Genomic DNA, 19222 nt, shown 5'->3' with positions numbered 1-19222 from the left:
AGGTAGGTACGATTACTCAGCGGGGCAACATCCGTTGAAGCGATAATTCTTCGAAATGCTAACGTCGGAGAAGTTCTAAGGTGAGTTTCCCCTTGAAAAACAGTGAAAAAATTCACATTGTCTGGGTCAGTGTTGCCTTAACGTGTGCCGCGCGGTTCTTTAAGGTAGCAAAGTAGGGAATGTCATTGTCCATGCTAAAGAACGCCAGTACGACATCTACGGTCGTTCAACCAACAATCGAGCAGCCTTCGCTCGCCGAGGAAGTGCCGCGTCCAAGCAGCGGAGCTTTCTCTGGCCTACCCCGCAGTCGTTCGCTCGAACATGCCATGTTCGTTAACATCTACCGCGGCGAGCAGCTACGCGGGCAGATCATCGCAGTGTTGAGCGTGGTGGGAATGGCACTTTTCATTCCCCTAAGCTATCAATACAGCGACAACTTTCAGGCAGTGTTCGCGAGGCCTATTCCCAGAGTTGGAATCCTACAGATTCTGTGCGCCACGATGCTCTATGGCTATATCTCGGCGCGGATCTTTGGGAACCGGGGCCGACTCTCTGTAAAGCGGTTTCAATTTGCCCGCTATGTAAACGCCACCATTGAGAGCGCCCTGCCAAGCATCATGCTCATCGGGGTCGCACAAATCCTAGATGGGCCTGAGACGCTTGCTTCACCACCCGTATTTCTTTACTTCCTCTTCATCATCCTATCTGCCCTTCGGTTCGACTTAGGTCTTGCGATTTATACTGGCCTTATCTCAGCGGCAGGGTACATCCTCGTTGCCATGTATTTTGTGCCCGGCGCCTGGATCAGCGGAAGCGGCAACGTACTCACAGAACCTCTGACCCATTTTGAGAAAGCCGGAATTATGGCCGTTGGCGGTCTTATAACGGGAATCGTAACCGTTCAGCTGCGTAAGCTTATCTTCAGCACTTGGCATTCCCACCAAGAACAAGGGCGTATCAAAACGCTCTTCGGTCAACACGTCTCCGACGTTGTCATGGAAAAGCTTCTGGGTTCCTCGAGCAATCACGACTTACGAGAAGTGGTTGTTCTCTTTTTTGATATCCGAAATTTCACCAACTTTTCTGAAAACAAAGAGCCCGCCGAAGTGGTCGATTTTCTCAATACCCTTTTTCAAGAACTCGTCGAAGTCGTCGGCGAAAATGATGGGTTTGTGAACAAGTTTTTGGGAGATGGTTTTATGGCAGTGTTTGGTGCGCCACTCGACGACCCCTACGCAGCCGAACACGCAGTTCGCGCATCCAAAGAGTTGCTCGTCAGGCTCAGCTCACTCATCGAATCGGGGCGAATTCCTGCCACTGAGGTCTCCATGGGCCTGCATGCCGGAACGGCGCTCACAGGTACAGTGGGTACCGATCAGCGTAAGGAATACACGGTCATTGGTGATGCGGTGAACACTGCCGCGAGAGTTGAATCCTTAAACCGTACGTTTAACTCGACTCTTCTGGTCACGGGTTCGGTGTTTGAAGCTGCACCGGAAGCCTGCTTGGGTGCCGTTTCTTTAGGAAATGCTCAAGTAAAAGGCAGAGAGCAGCCCGTTGCAGTTTACAAGCTGGCATAATTAGCCTCGCTTGTTCCTGCTCGCCTCATTCAGTCTGAAATGAGGTATCCAACTTTGTCAGAGAGAAGAATCTATTCTTCGGGCTCGTAGCCATAGGCCTCATTAGGCGATTGACCATCAACTATTTTTTTAAGGCATGCACTTTGGTATTTCAACACATCGAGATTAAGTCCGGTCACACATGCAATCATCATCAGATACCGGTTTGATATGACCAGGTCACAAACCCGGTGAAGCTGATCAAGGATATCTGTTGTCGCCTTCCATTGGCCGCTCTTGGCACGGTTCACAGTTTGCCCGTCCAGGGGATCCAAACTCGATTGCTGGGCGACTTCTTCCTTAGTAAGATTCAAGTCTTCCGAATTCTCTTTTTCCTCAGCCGAGCTCATCACCGAATAATAAATTCTGCGAATTGAACTCGGTGAAAGAGACAGCGCCTCCAAGCCTTGAACATCACCCAGCTGCAGTGCATCTGCTGTTGCGTAGCAAGCCGCATGTACGTCCCACCCCGCACTCACCCGCTGACGAACGTCCTCAAATAAAGCTTGATTACGGTGAGTTTGAGGTGGACGACCTGGTTTTGCATCTACAGATACGGCTGACTCTAACGACCCACCATTGGCCCAGCTCCCGAGGCCTGTAAAAATAAACTCTGTGAGCGTTCCTGATACGCCAAGCTGGCCCCAAAAATCGCCCCCGCCTTGAAGATCGCGTTGAAGATCACAAAATCGGCGAACCAAGTTTCTCGATAATTCTATGCGACGTGCGCCCGTTGCCGACTTTATTGCTTCAAGCTCTGCCTGAAGTTCTGCATTATCCTGAGAATATGGTACTTGTTCGAGCTTCTTTTTGGCCAATGGCATTTACAAAGTCCCTTTCCAAAAAGGCCAGCGGGTAGCTGACGAGATACCCCTCAATGGGTGGGGTGGGGTGGAGTCCAGCCCAAGTACAATTATAACTATAAACTATGAGAATTGATGATTCGTTCAAGTAATCTCGTGCTCAGAAACTATGGAGGTTTACGCACACTAATGTAGTTAAACTGTTAAAAATGATTCTACAAGGAAAACTGGCTAATGAACATGTTCAAGGTTTGGGCTAGGAACGAAAACTCGATTGATTTCGTGATTTAAGGCGCTTAATCTCTTGGGAAAATAAAACCTATAACATGTTTTACCTGTTTAATTGTAATTCAAGAGCGTAGGGGGACTCACATATTATCGGATTAACATGTTTTAATTGTTTACCGAGAGTGAATATCATCCCCTACTTAAAACATGTTTTAGAGCTAAAACATGTTTAGCCTGATTAACCGTAAATGATCGCTAGAACCACGCAGTTGAATTAAATGAACCTCTCCGATTCTAATTAGGTGGTTCAAGCGCAAGACCAAGAACCCAAAAGGCGGCTCTGCTACATATCAAGCTTCAACGTCATCATGAAATTGCGTAGAGCTTGGGGCACCAAAGAGTTTCGGTAGCCTGTTGCCCGCACAGTTGTATCCATGGTGCCATCAGGCTTCACAACCCAGCCATCACCCGCGTTGGCCTCCCCATCACCTGGATGGTTATAGTCAGCATTGGTAATGTTGTAGATTGAGAAGTTCAAAGTTGCGATACCGTAGTGCAGGCTCATAGAAACATCGCCAACGAAGTGCTCGTGGAAATAATCCGGTTCCCCACCGTCTGGGCGAGATGGGTCGCGCAATGGGTTCGAGAGGAACGGTATCTTCGCGGCAATGTAACGGCCACGCACGTTTAAGTTAAAGTACTCCGTCATCGGAATATTCATACCCAAGTGGAGTTTCACTGGCGCGATGTCCCCGGTATCCTGCGTCTGGTTATCCCCAACAACTGTCCACTCGCCTGTCTCAAAATCGTAATAGCGGTAAGACTCGCTCTTGGTATAACTCAGGTTCACATAGCTGGTAATTTTAGCAGAGCTTGGAATCGGGTTCTCAAGCTCAAGGCGACCTTTGTATTCAGCGCCCCAAATACGGCGACGGCCCGCATTATCTGCTGGTGCAACGTGAACCTTTTGGTACTCAGCGAAAAACATCGAAATGTCACTCAGTACTGGCCCCGTCTGAAGCAAGGTTACGAGTTCGTAGTTACGACCACTCTCTTCCTGCAATCCAGGTGCTGCTGCACGGCCTGACCAACCTCCCCAAAGCTGAGTCGGCGCGGGTTCCTGAATGGCTGTACCATAGAGAAACTTAACAGCTCCGTTTTCAATAAAGCCCAAGTCACTGAATTTGTAGATAAGACCTACCCGAGGGCTGATTGCTTTATAACCACGGTGCGAAGTTGGGTCGTCTTCATCTTCAGGTGATACCTGAGGGTTTGTATTGATATCGTACCGAAGACCCACGTTCAGCTTCAGATCACCCCAGCGGTAGCTACCCTCGACGAAACCACCGATGTCTTCCGTAAGAACCATATTGTCCATTGGCATACGATAAGAAGATGGTGAGCCTGCATCATAAGGGCCGCACTCTCCGGTTTCATAATTCGTAAAACCTGTATCATCGGCTTCGCCATCACCATCGGAATCAATGTCACAAGGAAATGTATCCCAAATAGCAGATCCATCATCAGGACCATTGCTGTTGTAACCGCCGAAATACCCATCACCAATATCATAGGCCTTGGTCAATTGCTTACGCACATAGCGATAACCAGCCGATAATTTCATATCGTCGGTCATGTCCCAAAATACGTTTTGGCGCCATTCCAGCGCATTGTTATCGGTTCTAAAATCAATCATCGACAAATAAGAGTACTCGCTTTGCCCCTCATTCCAGCTTGGATAAGCATCAACCCACAAGCCATATCGACCCGATGTACGGTAAGACAATTCCGAAAAGATATGAAGAGAATCATCTACATCATAATTATGAGCAATGGCACCACCCATACCTTTAGCTGGCCAGAAGTTAGAAGCTTGGGAGTGGTCACCAGCATACTGAGGTCCATTACTGCCGGCTATTTCATACATGTAGCCATCTAAAGTGAAATCACCGATTTCCAAAGAAGCCATAAACATACGGTCATCGTCTGGATTGGAAGAGATTCCAAAATCATAACCGTTGCTCGACATATCCAAAATGGGACCATAAATCGTTTCGCTGTTGAGAAAATCAGTGCTCATCCACTTATTGTCTCGTTCGCTGATATCTGCTCCATCTGAACGACCAAAGCGAGCCGTTAAAGTAAGAGCTAAATTCTCAGAAATTTTTGCGCGTGCGTGAATATCCGCCCGGCGCGTGGCCCAGCTACCCATCGAGAAAGCCGACCGCACATCGTACTCGCCAACATCCAAATCAGCTGCCGTGGTGGTAATCACATTGATTACGCCGAGAAAGGCGTTGGGCCCGTAAATAACACCGGCAGGACCATAAAGGACCTCGATACGTTCAATAGCCTCCACTGGTATCTGGTGCCCAATCTGCGCATCCTGAAACCAAAGGGTGTTAAACGTGCGTCCGTTGATAAGGAAAAGAGTTCTGTTGTTGAAGACCGACCGAAAGCCTCGCTGATAAGCGAAGTACTCCGTGTTACCACCCACATTGCTGATATCAAAACCAGGCAGGTCATCCATGATTTGGGTGAAATCCGTATAGCCCCGATTTTTAATGTCTTCCCGGGTAACAATATACATCGGCGCCGGTGCATCAAGAATCGATTCAGCCGACATTGAAGCCGTGGTGATTTCCAAATTGAGTAGCTCACTCAAATCGAGACTGTCCATACCATCAAGCTCTTGAGCAACGCCCAGAGATGTATAAACCAGAATGAATAAGAAAGTTACGACGCGAGTAATTGAATGGTTCATGCGTGCCCCCCACGTGTTCCATTGCAGTAACCTCAACGAATCTACTGCAGCTACTTAATGGTAGTGACTTTTCAGGAGCGGTCCAAGCATTTTCGTTTAAGACTACCTACACTTACATCCGAAAATTTGTCGGGTAAGAGGTTCATCAAGGTTCGACACCCGGCACTGCCCTGCTTCAAAAAAGTGGGCTCAAGCTTCTAATATTACGATATTTATCTCACAACATGTGCACGTGGCTCAGGTTTCATTGCTCGGCAGTGTGTTCGGTGTCAGAATAATCTTTAGGTAATTAGGAGACTCGTTAACTCTCTGCCTGAAGCGCTCAATATTAACGACCCGGAGATTCAGATGAAAAGACTACCATTAGGACTGATCGCTATATTGCTGTGTGCCTCTTGCACAGGTGATGATCCAGAACCCGTAGACCCATCAGAAACGACAGATCCAGCTGACCCGTCAGAAACGACGGACCCCTCTGATCCGAGCGAAGTTACACAAGCAACCAAAACGCTGGCAGTTGCAACCTATAACATGGGGTTGGCGCCGGGTTATGTTCCCTATGCAGCTGAACGCCGGGACCCTGTTGTGGCAGCGGTCGCGACCTCAACCGCCGATGTGATCTGCCTGCAAGAAGTTTGGTTTGATGAAGACCGTGAATATGTCTTAAGCCAGCTCGCGGACTCATACCCTCATCAGTATTCGCAATTTGAAGAAGTTGAATCCGGAGGCGACCCTGCATGTACCCCAGATGAAGGCGCCCCACTGATGGAATGTGCCACCGCTGCCGAATGTGACTCTGCTACAGATCTCGGCAACTGTGTTCTTACAAATTGTGTTACCGAATACAGCGCTTTAGGACCCGACTGCCAACAATGTCTCGCGGCCAATTTAGGGCTTGGGAATATGGATGATATCTTTGTGGCATGCACTTCCGGGAGCACAGAATGGCTCTACGAGGGACGCCATGGCGCCGTGTTACTGAGTAAACAACCGATGACCAATACCCAACTGATTCCACTTAACTCCTGGCTGATTGTTCGACCTGCACTCTACGCCGAGGTCGATGGCGCACAGATCCTATGCACCCATATGAGTACCGAGCTTGGAGTTGATTACGGCGGTGATTTCGAATCTTACGAAGCTGAGCATAAAGACCAGCTGGATACACTCATTGCAGCCATGGATACGAACAATTTGGGTGGGCCCCAGATTATTTCCGGTGATTTCAATGCTGGTCCGGCGGTAGGTGACCTAAGCGGAGAGTGGGCTGAAAACTACAGTGCTTTGGATGCAGCAGGCTACGCCGATGCCAACTGCGCGGCAGATGTCCCATTTTGCACTTGGTGCGAAGCCAACCTGATTTCGAATGATCCTGTCAATAGCGCCATCGATCATATCATGGTTCGGCAAGCGTCCACATCAGCCCCTCAGCGGCTCTATGATGGGTCGGTTACCATTGAGTCAGAAACAGACGGCACTGTGGAAGTAAGCCTCTCAGATCACTTTGGCATGCAGGTGGATGTAACTTGGGAAGAGTAGATTGCTTGGTAAAATCGTAGATTAAGCCAGGTTATGAAAGACTTCCTGAACGTCGTCATCTTCCTCTAAGCGATCTATCAATTTGAGAACCGCATCCACCTCTTCATCAGACAGCTCAGCCATGGTCTTCGGTATCCATTCAAATCCCGAAGAATCGACTTCAATCTTACGCGCTTCGAGTTCATCCTGAAGCGTCCCAAAACCCTCTCGCGCACAACGCAAAAGAATCAATGGGTCACCGTCATCGTTGGTACCATCATCTAATTCCTCGAGCCCAAAATCGATGAGTTCAAGTTCAAGTTCGTCGCGGTCAACTCCGTCAGGCTTGAGTCGAAACACCCCGTATTGGTCGAAGAGAAACGAAACACTTCCAGCGTTGCCTAAGTTGCCATTCTCTTTTTTGAAAGCAGACCGAACATTGGCAACCGTTCGAGTTGGGTTATCGGTGGCCGTATCCACAATCATCGGAACACCATGAGGACCATAGCCTTCATAAAGCATCTGCTCAAAGCCAGACGTGTCACCAATCTTCAGTGCCTTATCGATGGCATTTTGGATTTTATCTTTGGGCATATTGGCTGCGCGTGCGTTTTGAATGGCACGTCGTAGCGCTGGATTGCTATCGGACTCGCCGCCTCCAGATTTAACAGCCATGCTGATTTGCCGGCCGCAACGCGTGAATGCTTTGTTGTCTCTTGCACCGCGCTTCATGATCGCATGTTTACGGTTCTCGAAAGTCCTACCCATATCTATTCAGTCCTTATTCGTGATTGGCTCTAAACACTGAGGTAATTCAAGTGCTTCGAATATCCAAGCCCCAAAATCAAAATATCCAGGAGAAATACAGCCCCAAACCCTAAAGCAGACAAATTTACCCGATTTATAAAGGTATTCAGGCTACCCTTCTTCATCACCAACGTAAAATGTATGAACGTCCCCGAGAATAAACGCCGACTTAAGCAATGACCATCGGCTTTATCGATACCAATTATCTTCATTTTATCGATTTACCAGATACCAAATGATTCCTACTGTGTACAAGTAGGCAGTAGGTTCGTAGATGAGATCAGTTGAACTCGCCCCTGGACCAAATGTAAGCCGTTGAAATATTGAGGTTATCAACGAGGCGTACCGATTCCGATTCAGGAACGTCATACGACTCAAAGAGTATGATGACACAGTTGGCCGTTAGAGGATGATTGATGGAAGACATTACCCGTAGAGAGCTGATAAAAATACTCGCCGCCGGGGCCGCTGGAGCAAGCCTTATCTCATGTTCACCCTCTAGCCCCAAGGATACCGTCATGGAATCACAACCAAGCGCCCCACTCTTCACAGGAAACCCAATTCAAGGCATTCGGCCACTGCCCGCGTCTGGACCTTGGCCCACCCAAGACCCCTTTTTGTTCTGTGTGCATCATAACGACCGATACCCCTCTGGCAATCCTGAGAGTGGTCCCAATGCAAGCCTCGCCGGTCGCCAGCTTGGTCAAGACTTTTCGGGAATAGACGGCTGGAGCATGTACCACGGCCAAACCGTACCTGGTTTTCCGCGGCACCCGCACCGGGGCTTTGAAACCGTCACCGTGATGCAGGAGGGTCTTGTTGACCATTCTGACTCCTTGGGTGGAGCCGCGCGATACGGCGCGGGGGACGTTCAGTGGTTAACCGCAGGGCGCGGTATCAATCACGCTGAGATGTTCCCCTTGCTGCGCCAGGATGGTCCCAACCCATTCGATTTCTTTCAAATTTGGCTCAACTTACCGGCTAAAAATAAAATGGCAGAGCCCCATTTCTCGATGCTTTGGAACAAGGATGTTCCCGAATTGAGACACACCGATTCGGCGGGCCATGAAACGAAGATTCGAATCATCGCGGGAAATTTTAACACGACTAAAGCCCTGAACCCGCCGCCAAACTCATGGGCAGCGCAAGCCGATACCGGCGTTGGCATCTGGACTATTGAGCTTGCTCCCAATGCAGAGTGGGTACTTCCAGCCACACAGAAAAACTCACTGCGGGCTCTCTACCTTGTGGACGGAAACCCGCTGAACCTCGCAGGCGAAGAACTCGACCAAAAAGTCCAGGTGCTGCTCCACCCATCGGCCAACATCACCATCCAAAACGGGGCGCGTAAAAGCCGCCTTCTTTTGCTTCAGGGGCGCCCCATTGGCGAGCCGGTCGTTCAACATGGCCCGTTTGTCATGAATACCCGAGAGGAAATCGTCCAAGCCTTTGAGGACTACCGAGCAACTCAGTTTGGCGGATGGCCTTGGAGCGGTTCTGACCCGACCCATGGCCGCGGCTCAAAACGATTCGCCAAACATCCAGATAACTCACGCGAGGAACCCATATAGATGGAGCCGATATTTCGGCGCGCCATTACCATTTTATTCGAAGCCTTCAATCACTCCCCTTAGTGTCTAATATTATTCAACATTATAGAAATCAGTCGTATTTTTCATCCTGATCTTCTGCGAGAATCGCTTACTACGAGGCTCCCGAGGTTCATATTCAGCCAAAAAGTTAAGCTTTGGACCATCCAACTAAGCCGTTTTAGAAGATTCAAGCGACATTTTGGCTTTTGGGGGCAGTATCCAAACTGTCTCATCAAAACACTTATCAACTCATGGGTATAATTCCTCATTTCATCAATTAAAATAATGATTTAAACGAGCGCCGCGAACCATCTTCAGCTTGGCATATTCTGTGCTTAACCTACTGCGTCAATTAACGAGGATGAGATTATGAAAACGAAATACGTATACATCGTTATAGGGGTGCTCGCCCTGGGGCTCATCGGTTGGATGACCCAAAGCAAAGAGACTGCGACGCTCGAAACCAGTAAGGCGATTCAGCCACGAATCGTAAAGCCAATCATCGCAGCACCCGTACAGGCACCAGCCCGAGTTGCAATAAAGGCGCCGACCCCAAAAACCACGACTCCTAAAATTGGTAAACGCGTAGAGTACACCCCACCTGCCCTTCCCGATCTAGACGCCCTTAAGCTGCAGCAGACCGAGACCGGCGGATACATGCTCTTTCCGGTAGACAGTGGCGAGAGTCAGGGACACATGGAAATTCAAAAGGACCTTCGCGACCCTCTTACCACCGTCGGTGCTTGTACCCGTTGGATTGTAGGATGCGTCGAGCCCGGTCAACGCTCTCTCGACGACTGCGCACTAAGCGTGCCGCAATGCACTACCGATAAACCCTGGGAAGAAGAAGCACACTGCTGCCCGGCTAGCTGCTTTGACTCCTACGCAACTCTACGAGAATCCGGCGTCGAGCCGATTACCGCTTTTGATACAGTCTACTTTGCGGATGGCTCTTGCTTTCCAGGTCTTGAAGATCTGCTCACCGGTGTTTCACCGGCACCACCCGCTCACTACTAATATATTAGAGGAAATAAAGATGTACACCCAAAACACCAAACCATCATTATTCTCAGTCATTCCTATTATAGGAATTATGTTAACGTGCTCTTCTGCCTTCGCCTTTGATTCAGGATGTAAGCGTGGAGATAAAGAATGCGCACCAGGACCAGAGAGCGCTCGCGGCAGCTGGCATCAGTCATTAGAGCATCAGCTTATGTGGCAGTACACGTCAGATATCGCAGGTATCCCTTCCGAGCTTCTGGAATCCTACGAAGTCACTGCTTACACCAACGGCGGGTCAGTTAACGTTGATGGTTCTATGGAGCCTTCTTTGATGCCGGCTGAATTCAGCAGCGCAACACAAGCCCATAACCGTTCCATCTACATTGCCGACTTCAGCCAGCTGGCTGACCTATCCTACTCCCTGTGGGACTGGGCATCCGGTAATGAGACATGTCCATTGGGCAATGGGATCGCTACCGAAGCTTGCCATGATTTAAAGATCCACAATGGTGCAGTAAACTCAAACCACTTCGTTCCGCAGGCATTTGAAACCTATAAGCACTACCATGGCTTGGCGATGGAAATGGCGAATCAATGTGCAAGTGTTGCCAATGCTGCGGGGCCCAACCCGTCGGCTCATATTCTAAACGACTATCTTTTGCCCTGTGAAAAGCTCGCCTTGTTGTACGAGTCTATCGGCCACCACTTCCTTCAAGACTCTTGGAGTATGGGACACATGTGGGAACGCTGGGGAGCCTCAGATAAAGATTTAATGAATGACCACTTTGATGCCCTCGCGGTAGGCGCAACAACCGGCCTCATTCACGGTGTTCGCTCAAGCCTTCAAGAGCAACTCGGTTTTCTCGGTGACTTCAATGACGCGCTCTGTGCCCCCGTGCATGAAGAGGTACGCTTTAAGTATCCTAATAGTAACGTGACCTATCCTGCGACGGGTGACCTATACTTCGACGCTGTAATTGCCGCCGATGAATCAGCAAACCTTCATCCCCACGGTGAATTCTCAGAACAAAAACGCCGGTTACTCTCATGTGGTGCACAAGGCATGCTTGAAGTGTACCGAGCAAGTGGACAATTCCACGGTGCGGCAAACCCAAACAACGATATCGAAAATGTTAACCCCACTTCAGAAGAAGATTGCTTCGGTCAACGCGCTACCAATGCAGCCATGAAAAAGGGCGGCGGTATTGATGTACTTTGGGGCGGATTCTGGCCCTACCATCTCGAAATCGACAGCTACCTGGCCACCACGACCGTTCTTGTAGGCAGCGCCGACGCTGCGGAAAACTACGACGACCTTAGCTGGTGGGAACTGTGGAGAAAGCAAAGCCAGTATCGCCGCGACCTTTCTCGTATGGTTAGCAAGATGGCCCTTTACGCAAAGATTGATCCCGAGGGAACGCAACTGGCCACCGGAGGTCTTGGTGACCTCATGAACATTAAGCCAAACGGTCACTACGTCGATATCGGGCGAGGAGTTGCAAGCTACTCCGATGTGAATCTTCACAAGCACAGTGAAGTTCAGCCTTCAAAAACTCTCGCATCCACCGCCGTCACTCGTCTCTTCCAAGATGCGTACGGACCGGTTTGGTGTGAACGGTACAGCGGTTCTCAAGGCTATACAGCTCTTCACACTCTCAAGCAGCGCGTGGCTGCGGCTCCCAACAGCGAGCGGCTGGCTGCAGCATGCGGCCTCTGTTCAAGTGTTGTGAAGCGACACATCCGCACACCAATAGGCAGCCAAGCAGCTGGCTCTGGCCAAAAGCCTTTATGCCAGTACGCCTATGAAGCGGACCTACTGGATGCTCCAGCAGCGACCATCTATCACGATGGCCCTGGCTCCACGCCAACTGAACTTGCATCTGATTGGTGTGGCTGTCCTACGCTCCACTGATAAGACGATTTAACACTCCCACCCCACCCCGGGGTGGGAAACTCGTCTTCCAGCATTCCCTGCCAGGCTTCCTGTCTCTACTTTCTCCTCTTTGCCCCTAAGATTCTTCCCGCGAATCTGTCCTCAACCGAACCTGTACAAAAACTTATCTACTTAAAAGTACATTAAGTGCGGATTTTGATCATTCTCTCCCTTGAAATTATTAACGAACAATTTCAGTAGGTTAAGTGTTCACGAATCCCGCCAACGGCCTGACCTGAGTCATGCATGACCTGTACAAGCACTCTACAGTGGCATTTCACACCTTGACGATTCCTGTACAAATCCCCTACCTGCGCCAAACCTACTCATGAGTAGTTAACCGGTTCGGCCCCTCCCCATGTGAGCCACCCCGACCAGAACATACGCAATAGGAGATGACACAATGACAGCAACACACCACATAAACGATGTACCCGAGCTACAGAGGATCGAGAACTTTTCAAGAGACGAGATGTTTGCGACCTGTATGGAGCTAACCCACGCGGTTTATCCACACGACAAAATCTACGGCCAATATTGCACGATTCAAGAGTACATTGATTGCCCGCCCGAGCTGGCCTTCAAGTACCTCGCTGATCCCCATAATCTCGCAGAATGGACTTGGAGCACCCGTGACTTTGTTGAGTCGGGCGAAGAAGGCCTCCTTATCGGCCACGACATGCTTGCCGACAGTACTAAGATTTTCTGTCGAACCATTACCCACGAAGGTGCTGGCACCGTTGATTTCCACTGCGCCTGGGATCAGCCCGATCAGATGTGGATGGTGTATTTAATGCGAGTCGTTCCTGCTCAGCTCGTGTTTAACAAGCCAGGCTCAGTAATCACCTGGACCAACTGCCACCACCCCTTCTACGACAAGAACCCCTTCCCTCAAACGGCGCCTGCTGACCGTGACGAATGGGTCGGCGAGATGTGGCCATTTTTCTACGCCGGTCACAAAGTTGAAATGGATAATCTCAAAAAGATTCTCGAATACCGTCACGCTAACAACATCGCAATCGGCTCTTATCAAGAATGCCAGCCACTTTACCGAGGATTGGAGGCAGTAGCATGAAGCCCATCAGTTTAATCGCAACCGCCAGCTCAATGCCTGCCCACGTGGTGGCCAATGACCACTTTGATATCGCCAGTACAACGGGGCCCATGTTCAAAGGAACAAAAGAACGACGCCATATGCAGCATGACGAGCGCTCCGCCGATATGATCATGGATGCTACCGAAAAGCTTTGCGACCGTTTGAATATCGACGGTTCTAAAGACATCGATATCATTCTCACAAACGTAAGCCTTCCCGACCTCCCCTTTACAGGGTGCGGTGCTGAGATAGCGCATCGTTTGGGCGCCAACCCGCGCTGGGTTCTCGATGTACACAATACCGGCTGTGTATCGTTTGTATTTATGATGGAACTTGCCCGCAGCCTCATGGCAACAAGCAATGCGAAAAGCGCACTAATCTGTAATGTACAAACTGCAGCGGGTCGCATTTTCGGACAAAAATCGAACCTTAAAGAAGCTCAATCTGCAGTACCGGGCGATGGATGTGGTGTTGGATACCTCGTTGCAAATGACGAGTCACCCGTTCAGTCCATCATTACCCGAACCTTCGGAGAGTTTGCTTGCGACATGCAAATCTCAACACCGGATGAGCGCAAATGGTGGCAACCCGGAGAGACCAGCTTTAAGATCGACTTTAGCCGGCGTAAAGTTGGGAGCATTGTACGCAGAGCCAATACACTGGTTCCCAACATTATCAATGAAGCTTGCGAACAAGCATCCATCACAAAAAATGATATCGACCTCCTTGTTACCAATCAGCCCAATCCAGTCTTCTTAAGAAACTGGCGCGAAGCGCTTGAAGTGCCTGAAACCAAGCACATCGATACATTTGCCGAATATGGAAATCTCTTTGGCGCAGCCATACCCGTCTCTTTTGAGCGAGCGGTCATGCAACGCCAGGTAAAACCAGGCTCCAAGGTCATTCTCGGTGGATTCTCCCATGCTGGAGATTATGCCGCAGCGGCAGTTGTGGACTGGCAAGCCCGCAGCGCCTCCACCAAAAACTAATTATGTTTCCAGGTAGAATACGATGAAACTATCAGATGCACTTGTCACGACGCTTCAAAACTGGGGCGTTCGTTCTGTATTTGGCGTGAGCGGTGCCAATATTGAACACTTTCATGACTCCATTCACAGATTAGGTGGAGATACATTAAAATCCGTTTTGGCCAGAACCGAGATGGGAGCAGCCTTCATGGCCGATTCCAATGCTCGGGTTCACCGCACGCTTGGTGTTTGTTGCTCAACTTCGGGTGGCGGCATGATGAACTTAGCGGTTGGCATAGCCGAATCCTTTAACGACTCAGTGCCAGTCCTCGCAATTGTAGGCCAACCTCCAAAAATCCTTGAAGGCTGTGGTGCATTTCAAGACTCGTCAGGAATTGGCCGAAGCGTTGATGCTCTGGCACTCTGGAATGCAATCACCAAATACACCGCCCGCATAGAGCAGCCATCAGATTTTTGGCCCTGCCTTGAGAAGGCTGTTCGGTTGGCCCTCAGTGGGCGTCCCGGACCGGTGGCACTCTTGATTCCAAGAGACCTTAACGAAAGCGAAGTTGGAGATGTTCCAGATTCGATTTTAGAATTATTGAACAACCGGCCCACACTGGTTCCAAAGTTTGAAGACATTTTAAGCTTGGACCTAATGATTCGTCAGGCCAAAAATCCGGTGATGATTATCGGCAGTGGAATGCGACGCGCTAGCCACCCCAACGTTGCTAGAGACTATGCAATCGGGGCAAAAATCCCTGTGGTGACAACCATGGCTGACCCGGCGGCGTTTCCAAACGGCCATCCGCTCTATCTTGGCATGGTAGGAGTTGCAGGGCACCCCTCTGCGCATCGTTACCTAAATGAAGAGGCAGATCTCATCATCGCCGTGGGAACTGGTTTCAATATCATGGCCAGAGCCCCCATCGCCATGGGCCTAGGCCGTGCGAAGGTCGCTGTCGTGAATATCGATGTTGAAAAAATTCTCAATGCCATCACCCCCGCGCTTACCGTCAAAGCCGACGCATCCCCAACCTTTAATGCCTTAATCGCAAGGTGGCGCGCGGAGCCTTTCTACGCATCTGCGGTCATGAACTATAAGCTGACCCGATTTGTTGCAGAATTGGATCCGCCATCTCAAAAGAAGAGCGAAGAATACGATAGAGACTCCGTACTTCTTCAAAGCGAGGCACTCTCGATACTTCAAAGTCACTTGCCTGCTAACGGCCACCTTATCTTTGATGCAGGTAATTGCGCCGCAAGTGCGCTGCATTACCTGGCGATGCCCAAGGGCAGTTCTGCTACCATCGCACTCGGCATGGGAGGTATGGGATACTCAATCCCTGCAGCCATCGGTGCTCAAATTAGCAGTTCTAATAAAACCCAAACAACGGTTATCTGTGGAGACGGAGCATTTCTCATGCTCGGGCTAGAAGTCCACACGGCCGTCGAGCTTGGGCTCCCTATTCTCTTCATTGTCTTCAACAACAACAAACACGGAATGTGTGTGACTCGGCAACAACTCTTTTTTGAGGGTCGAACCGAAGCCACAGAATACCAAGGTATTCAAATCAAGGATGTAGCTCGCGGCCTCGCCGGTTCGGACCAGCTCTGGGCTCAGACCGCATCAACCGGAGCTGAACTAGAAAAGGCGTTGGAAGACTTTCGTAATCAGAACTTCACCAAGCCGGGCATTCTGGAACTCCAGCTGCCCCTAGAAGAGTTACCACCCTTCAGTCCATTTTTACCGAAAGAAGCCAAAACCTATGAGGTCTCGTCCTGCGAGATGGCTGCTTAAGACCTACTTTACAAAACGGAGATAAGAATATGATTCCCATTACTATAAAACTAAAAAGCCTTCTTCCTTGGCTCTTCTTTGGACTTCGAGAGCTTTTTCGTATGGCCTTCGATTTACTTTTGATGCGTGGTGCTCGTGAGAAGCAGCTGGCTGATTATGTAGAGCGTCATGCGGAAGCTGGCAATATCGACGACGCCCTTAGAGTCATCGATATTTTCGCTAGAAAACGTTTCCTCATGAATGTGGGAATCGAAAAGGGTCGAATCCTCGATGAAGCCCTTGAAAAGGCAAATGCACAGCGTGTGCTAGAGATGGGTTGTTACTGTGGCTACTCAGCCCTTCGTACTGGCCGTATTCTCCAGCAAACCGGTGGTAAACTTATCTCACTTGAAAAGTCTGCTGAGTTTGCAAGTTATGCCAAACGGGTAGTCGACCACGCAGGCTTATCCGACCAAGTAGAAATAAGAGTTGGTAGCGCCGAAGAACAAATCCCGAGCCTTCAAGAAGCATTCGATGTTGTATTTATCGATCATTGGAAAGACTCATACCTCCCAGACCTTCTCGCCCTTGAAGAGAAGAACTTGCTCGCACCGGGTGCGACGGTCATTGCCGACAATGTTGGTATCTTCGAAAACACGCTCGTTCCCTATCTAGATTACGTTCGCACCGGCGGTAAATACACAAGTGTTCATTACAAAGCACCCATGGAATATTTTGAAGCCATCGATGATGGCGTTGAAGTCTCAATTTGGCATGGAAGTAACCTAGGTGCATCAGCATAATGCTTCCCACCAAAAGACAGACCGACTTTGAGCCGCGACTTGTGGAAACTCCACCAGCAATGGAAATGTTTTCAAATGAGCGGAAGCGAAGTAATCAGACAGCCAACGGGGAACCTCAATTGGTCCCCGATGGCCTCTACCCAATGCGTGCCGTAGTTCAACTCACCGGGCTAAAAGCAGAGACCATTCGCGCTTGGCAAAGGCGCTATAAGGCAGTTGTGCCGAGACGCTCACAGGGCAATGCTCGACGCTTCACCATGGAAGACGTTCGGCGCCTCGCTCTATTGCGAGAAGCTATTCGAGCCGGCCATGCAATCAGCGAAATTGCCAGACTCGAAGAGGACCAACTCCTGCAAATTGTTCATGCCGACACGCTTGACCCTGTTCAGCCTGCTGAGAAAGTTGTTGAGGACGATTCCGTTGTTTACGAACATACACTCAACCGTTTTCTTCAAGCTATTGACGAGTACGATTGCGCCGAAGCATCCAACGTTCTCACCAATGCATCTCTCTATTTAGACACGCGGTCATTTCTTCTCTTCATGGTCGCTCCGTTAATGAGAAAGATAGGTGAACTTTGGGCAGACGGCGACATCGGAGTAGGACAAGAGCACTTGGCAACCGAAATCGTCAAAGGCACGCTCTACACCGTTCGTAAGCAAGCTGGTTTTCACCTTGATGGCCCCAAGGTTATTATTGCAACTCCTCCTTCGTGCCTGCATGAATTCGGAGCCAATATTGCGGGTATCTTGGCGACCCACCAAGGCTGGAACCCGGTCTATCTGGGGCCCAACATTCCTTATGAGGAAATCCAAGAAGCGGCGCATTGTGTGAAACCCCAAGCGGTCCTCTTGGCTGTCCAAACTATTCTCAGCCCAGATCACGCCAGTGAGATTGAACAAGGCATTATGGAATTAAGTACACTCTACAATGTATGGGTCGGCGGTCCGGATTATCTCCTAAACCAACTTCAACTCCCGCCCAGCGTCCAACGCATCCCAAGCCTTGAGTCTTTGCACCTTTTTTTCGGTGACCAACTAAATCAAGTTTAAACGGTTTCATATCTAGCCCCTCTAGATTAAATTCTATAAAGCTACCGCGTGTCTCCAATGCCCTTCGAGACGCGAGGGATTTTCCATGATGTATACAGGTGAACTCGCTGCACTCAGTGCCGCTGGTCTATGGGCCAGCGCAACATTTATGTTTGCGGCAGCTGGCCGGCAACTCTCTCCAATCCAGCTCAACATATCTAAGGGCGTCATTGCATCGATTCTACTGGGCGGCTGCGCCGTGGCTCTCGAACGAATTCCAGAAGAAATCTGGACCATGCAAGGTCTGCTTTTAGGACTTAGCGGAATCCTTGGCATCACAATTGGTGACACAGCTTTTTTCGGGGCGTTGAGCAGAATAGGCCCCAGACGAGCACTTCTTATCGAGTCACTCACTCCCCCGCTCACCGGCCTCATCGCCCTGGTGGCCATCCAAGAAGAACTCACGTTGGCTGCTTGGTGCGGCGTGCTGGTAACCGTTGCTGGGGTTACATCAGTTGTCTTAGAGCGCAGTCAGCCCGGCGAGCTGCAAATTGCACCAGACGTATTTCGAGTTGGACTGATACTCGCGGTCATCGCTTCCATCTCTCAAGCCACTGGCGTGGTGATGGCGCATATCGTTCTCATCGATCATGCCTTGGATCCGTTATGGGCTGCGTTCATTCGTTTGATGGCGGCTCTGGCCGGCCTTCTCATTGCGGGGAGCTTTATGCCAAAACAGGGTACCGCCGCGCTTGGAAGAAAAATTTCACAGGGCACCTTAGGTAGAAAACTATGGGTGATGGTTTTTTGGGCCACCGTCATGGGGACATTTCTCGGGCTTTGGCTCCAGCAAATTTCCCTAAAATACACCTCAGCCGCTGTGGCCCAGACGCTGCTATCCACCAGCCCGCTCTTTGCTCTGGCCATCGCCAAGGTGAGAGGTGAAGAGCTAAGTAGAAGAGCGATTTTAGGCACATTTGTGGCTCTCGTCGGGATCTACCTACTTACCTAACCCGCTGCTAACCTCTTGTGCTGCCCCTACTGAACCCCGAAATAAGTTTTATCACGGGAAATAGCGCAAAGTAGAAACCTTCACTTGCTACATTTGAATCTGTGGCATACCGTACCCATCTTGGGATGTGGGAAGATGGGAGTAGCTTGCCCGGCTACTTCAGTGAACCCTCTATAGTAAAAGTGAGGCGAACATGAATGCACGACAACTTATCCTCTGCGCTCTGACCATTGGCTGTGTGGCCTGTGCTGAGCAAAACATTACCG

General features: G+C 49.9%; 15 protein-coding genes. 11 read left to right on the top strand and 4 right to left on the bottom strand.

Going from position 1 to position 19222, the window contains the following annotated elements:
- The first annotated feature begins 191 nt into the window (after positions 1-191).
- Positions 192-1580: an adenylate/guanylate cyclase domain-containing protein gene (locus tag HOK28_15525; GenBank protein ID MBT6434509.1), complete on the top strand. Its 1389-nt coding sequence runs from the start codon at positions 192-194 to the stop codon at positions 1578-1580.
- 71 nt (positions 1581-1651) lie between these two features.
- Here the strand turns inward: HOK28_15525 and HOK28_15520 are convergent, their stop codons facing one another.
- Entirely contained in the window at positions 1652-2443 is a 792-nt protein-coding gene (locus HOK28_15520; GenBank protein ID MBT6434508.1) for a hypothetical protein, read from the bottom strand.
- 550 nt (positions 2444-2993) lie between these two features.
- Positions 2994-5414, bottom strand: a complete 2421-nt coding sequence (locus tag HOK28_15515) for a TonB-dependent receptor plug domain-containing protein (protein MBT6434507.1) — start codon at positions 5412-5414, stop codon at positions 2994-2996.
- 348 nt (positions 5415-5762) lie between these two features.
- Here HOK28_15515 and HOK28_15510 point away from each other — a divergent pair, with 348 nt between their 5' ends.
- Entirely contained in the window at positions 5763-6953 is a 1191-nt protein-coding gene (locus tag HOK28_15510) for a hypothetical protein (protein ID MBT6434506.1), read from the top strand.
- A 21-nt stretch (positions 6954-6974) separates the two neighbouring features.
- Here the strand turns inward: HOK28_15510 and HOK28_15505 are convergent, their stop codons facing one another.
- Complete coding sequence (locus HOK28_15505) at positions 6975-7700, bottom strand: YebC/PmpR family DNA-binding transcriptional regulator (protein MBT6434505.1); 726 nt, start codon at positions 7698-7700, stop codon at positions 6975-6977.
- 319 nt (positions 7701-8019) lie between these two features.
- Positions 8020-8259: a hypothetical protein gene (locus HOK28_15500; protein MBT6434504.1), complete on the bottom strand. Its 240-nt coding sequence runs from the start codon at positions 8257-8259 to the stop codon at positions 8020-8022.
- On the opposite strand from HOK28_15500, the gene HOK28_15495 reads away from it, so the two are divergent.
- From HOK28_15495 to HOK28_15455, 9 genes are all read left to right on the top strand, one after another.
- On the top strand, positions 8258-9310 hold the full coding sequence (locus HOK28_15495) for a pirin family protein (GenBank protein MBT6434503.1): 1053 nt from the start codon (positions 8258-8260) through the stop codon (positions 9308-9310). The genes HOK28_15500 and HOK28_15495 overlap by 2 nt on opposite strands.
- 390 nt (positions 9311-9700) lie before the next feature.
- On the top strand, positions 9701-10348 hold the full coding sequence (locus HOK28_15490; GenBank protein MBT6434502.1) for a hypothetical protein: 648 nt from the start codon (positions 9701-9703) through the stop codon (positions 10346-10348).
- A 19-nt stretch (positions 10349-10367) separates the two neighbouring features.
- Positions 10368-12245, top strand: coding sequence for a hypothetical protein (locus tag HOK28_15485; GenBank protein MBT6434501.1), 1878 nt, complete (start codon positions 10368-10370; stop codon positions 12243-12245).
- Between the two features lie 424 nt (positions 12246-12669).
- Positions 12670-13341, top strand: coding sequence for an SRPBCC family protein (locus tag HOK28_15480; GenBank protein ID MBT6434500.1), 672 nt, complete (start codon positions 12670-12672; stop codon positions 13339-13341).
- Positions 13338-14351: a 3-oxoacyl-ACP synthase gene (locus HOK28_15475; GenBank protein ID MBT6434499.1), complete on the top strand. Its 1014-nt coding sequence runs from the start codon at positions 13338-13340 to the stop codon at positions 14349-14351. Before HOK28_15480 ends, HOK28_15475 begins: the two co-directional genes overlap by 4 nt.
- A gap of 22 nt (positions 14352-14373) precedes the next feature.
- A complete protein-coding gene (locus tag HOK28_15470; GenBank protein ID MBT6434498.1) occupies positions 14374-16131 on the top strand; it encodes a thiamine pyrophosphate-binding protein in 1758 nt (585 codons plus the stop codon).
- A 29-nt stretch (positions 16132-16160) separates the two neighbouring features.
- The gene (locus HOK28_15465; protein ID MBT6434497.1) at positions 16161-16913 is read left to right on the top strand and encodes an O-methyltransferase; all 753 of its coding nucleotides are present in this window, start codon (positions 16161-16163) and stop codon (positions 16911-16913) included.
- Between the two features lie 59 nt (positions 16914-16972).
- Positions 16973-17965, top strand: coding sequence for a MerR family transcriptional regulator (locus HOK28_15460; protein MBT6434496.1), 993 nt, complete (start codon positions 16973-16975; stop codon positions 17963-17965).
- Positions 17966-18050: 85 nt separating this feature from the next.
- The gene (locus HOK28_15455; GenBank protein MBT6434495.1) at positions 18051-18956 is read left to right on the top strand and encodes a DMT family transporter; all 906 of its coding nucleotides are present in this window, start codon (positions 18051-18053) and stop codon (positions 18954-18956) included.
- Positions 18957-19222 lie beyond the last annotated feature (266 nt).

This window comes from Deltaproteobacteria bacterium (genome assembly GCA_018668695.1).
GTDB lineage: Bacteria > Myxococcota > XYA12-FULL-58-9 > XYA12-FULL-58-9 > JABJBS01 > JABJBS01.
This window is presented reverse-complemented; position numbering and strand designations above follow the sequence as displayed.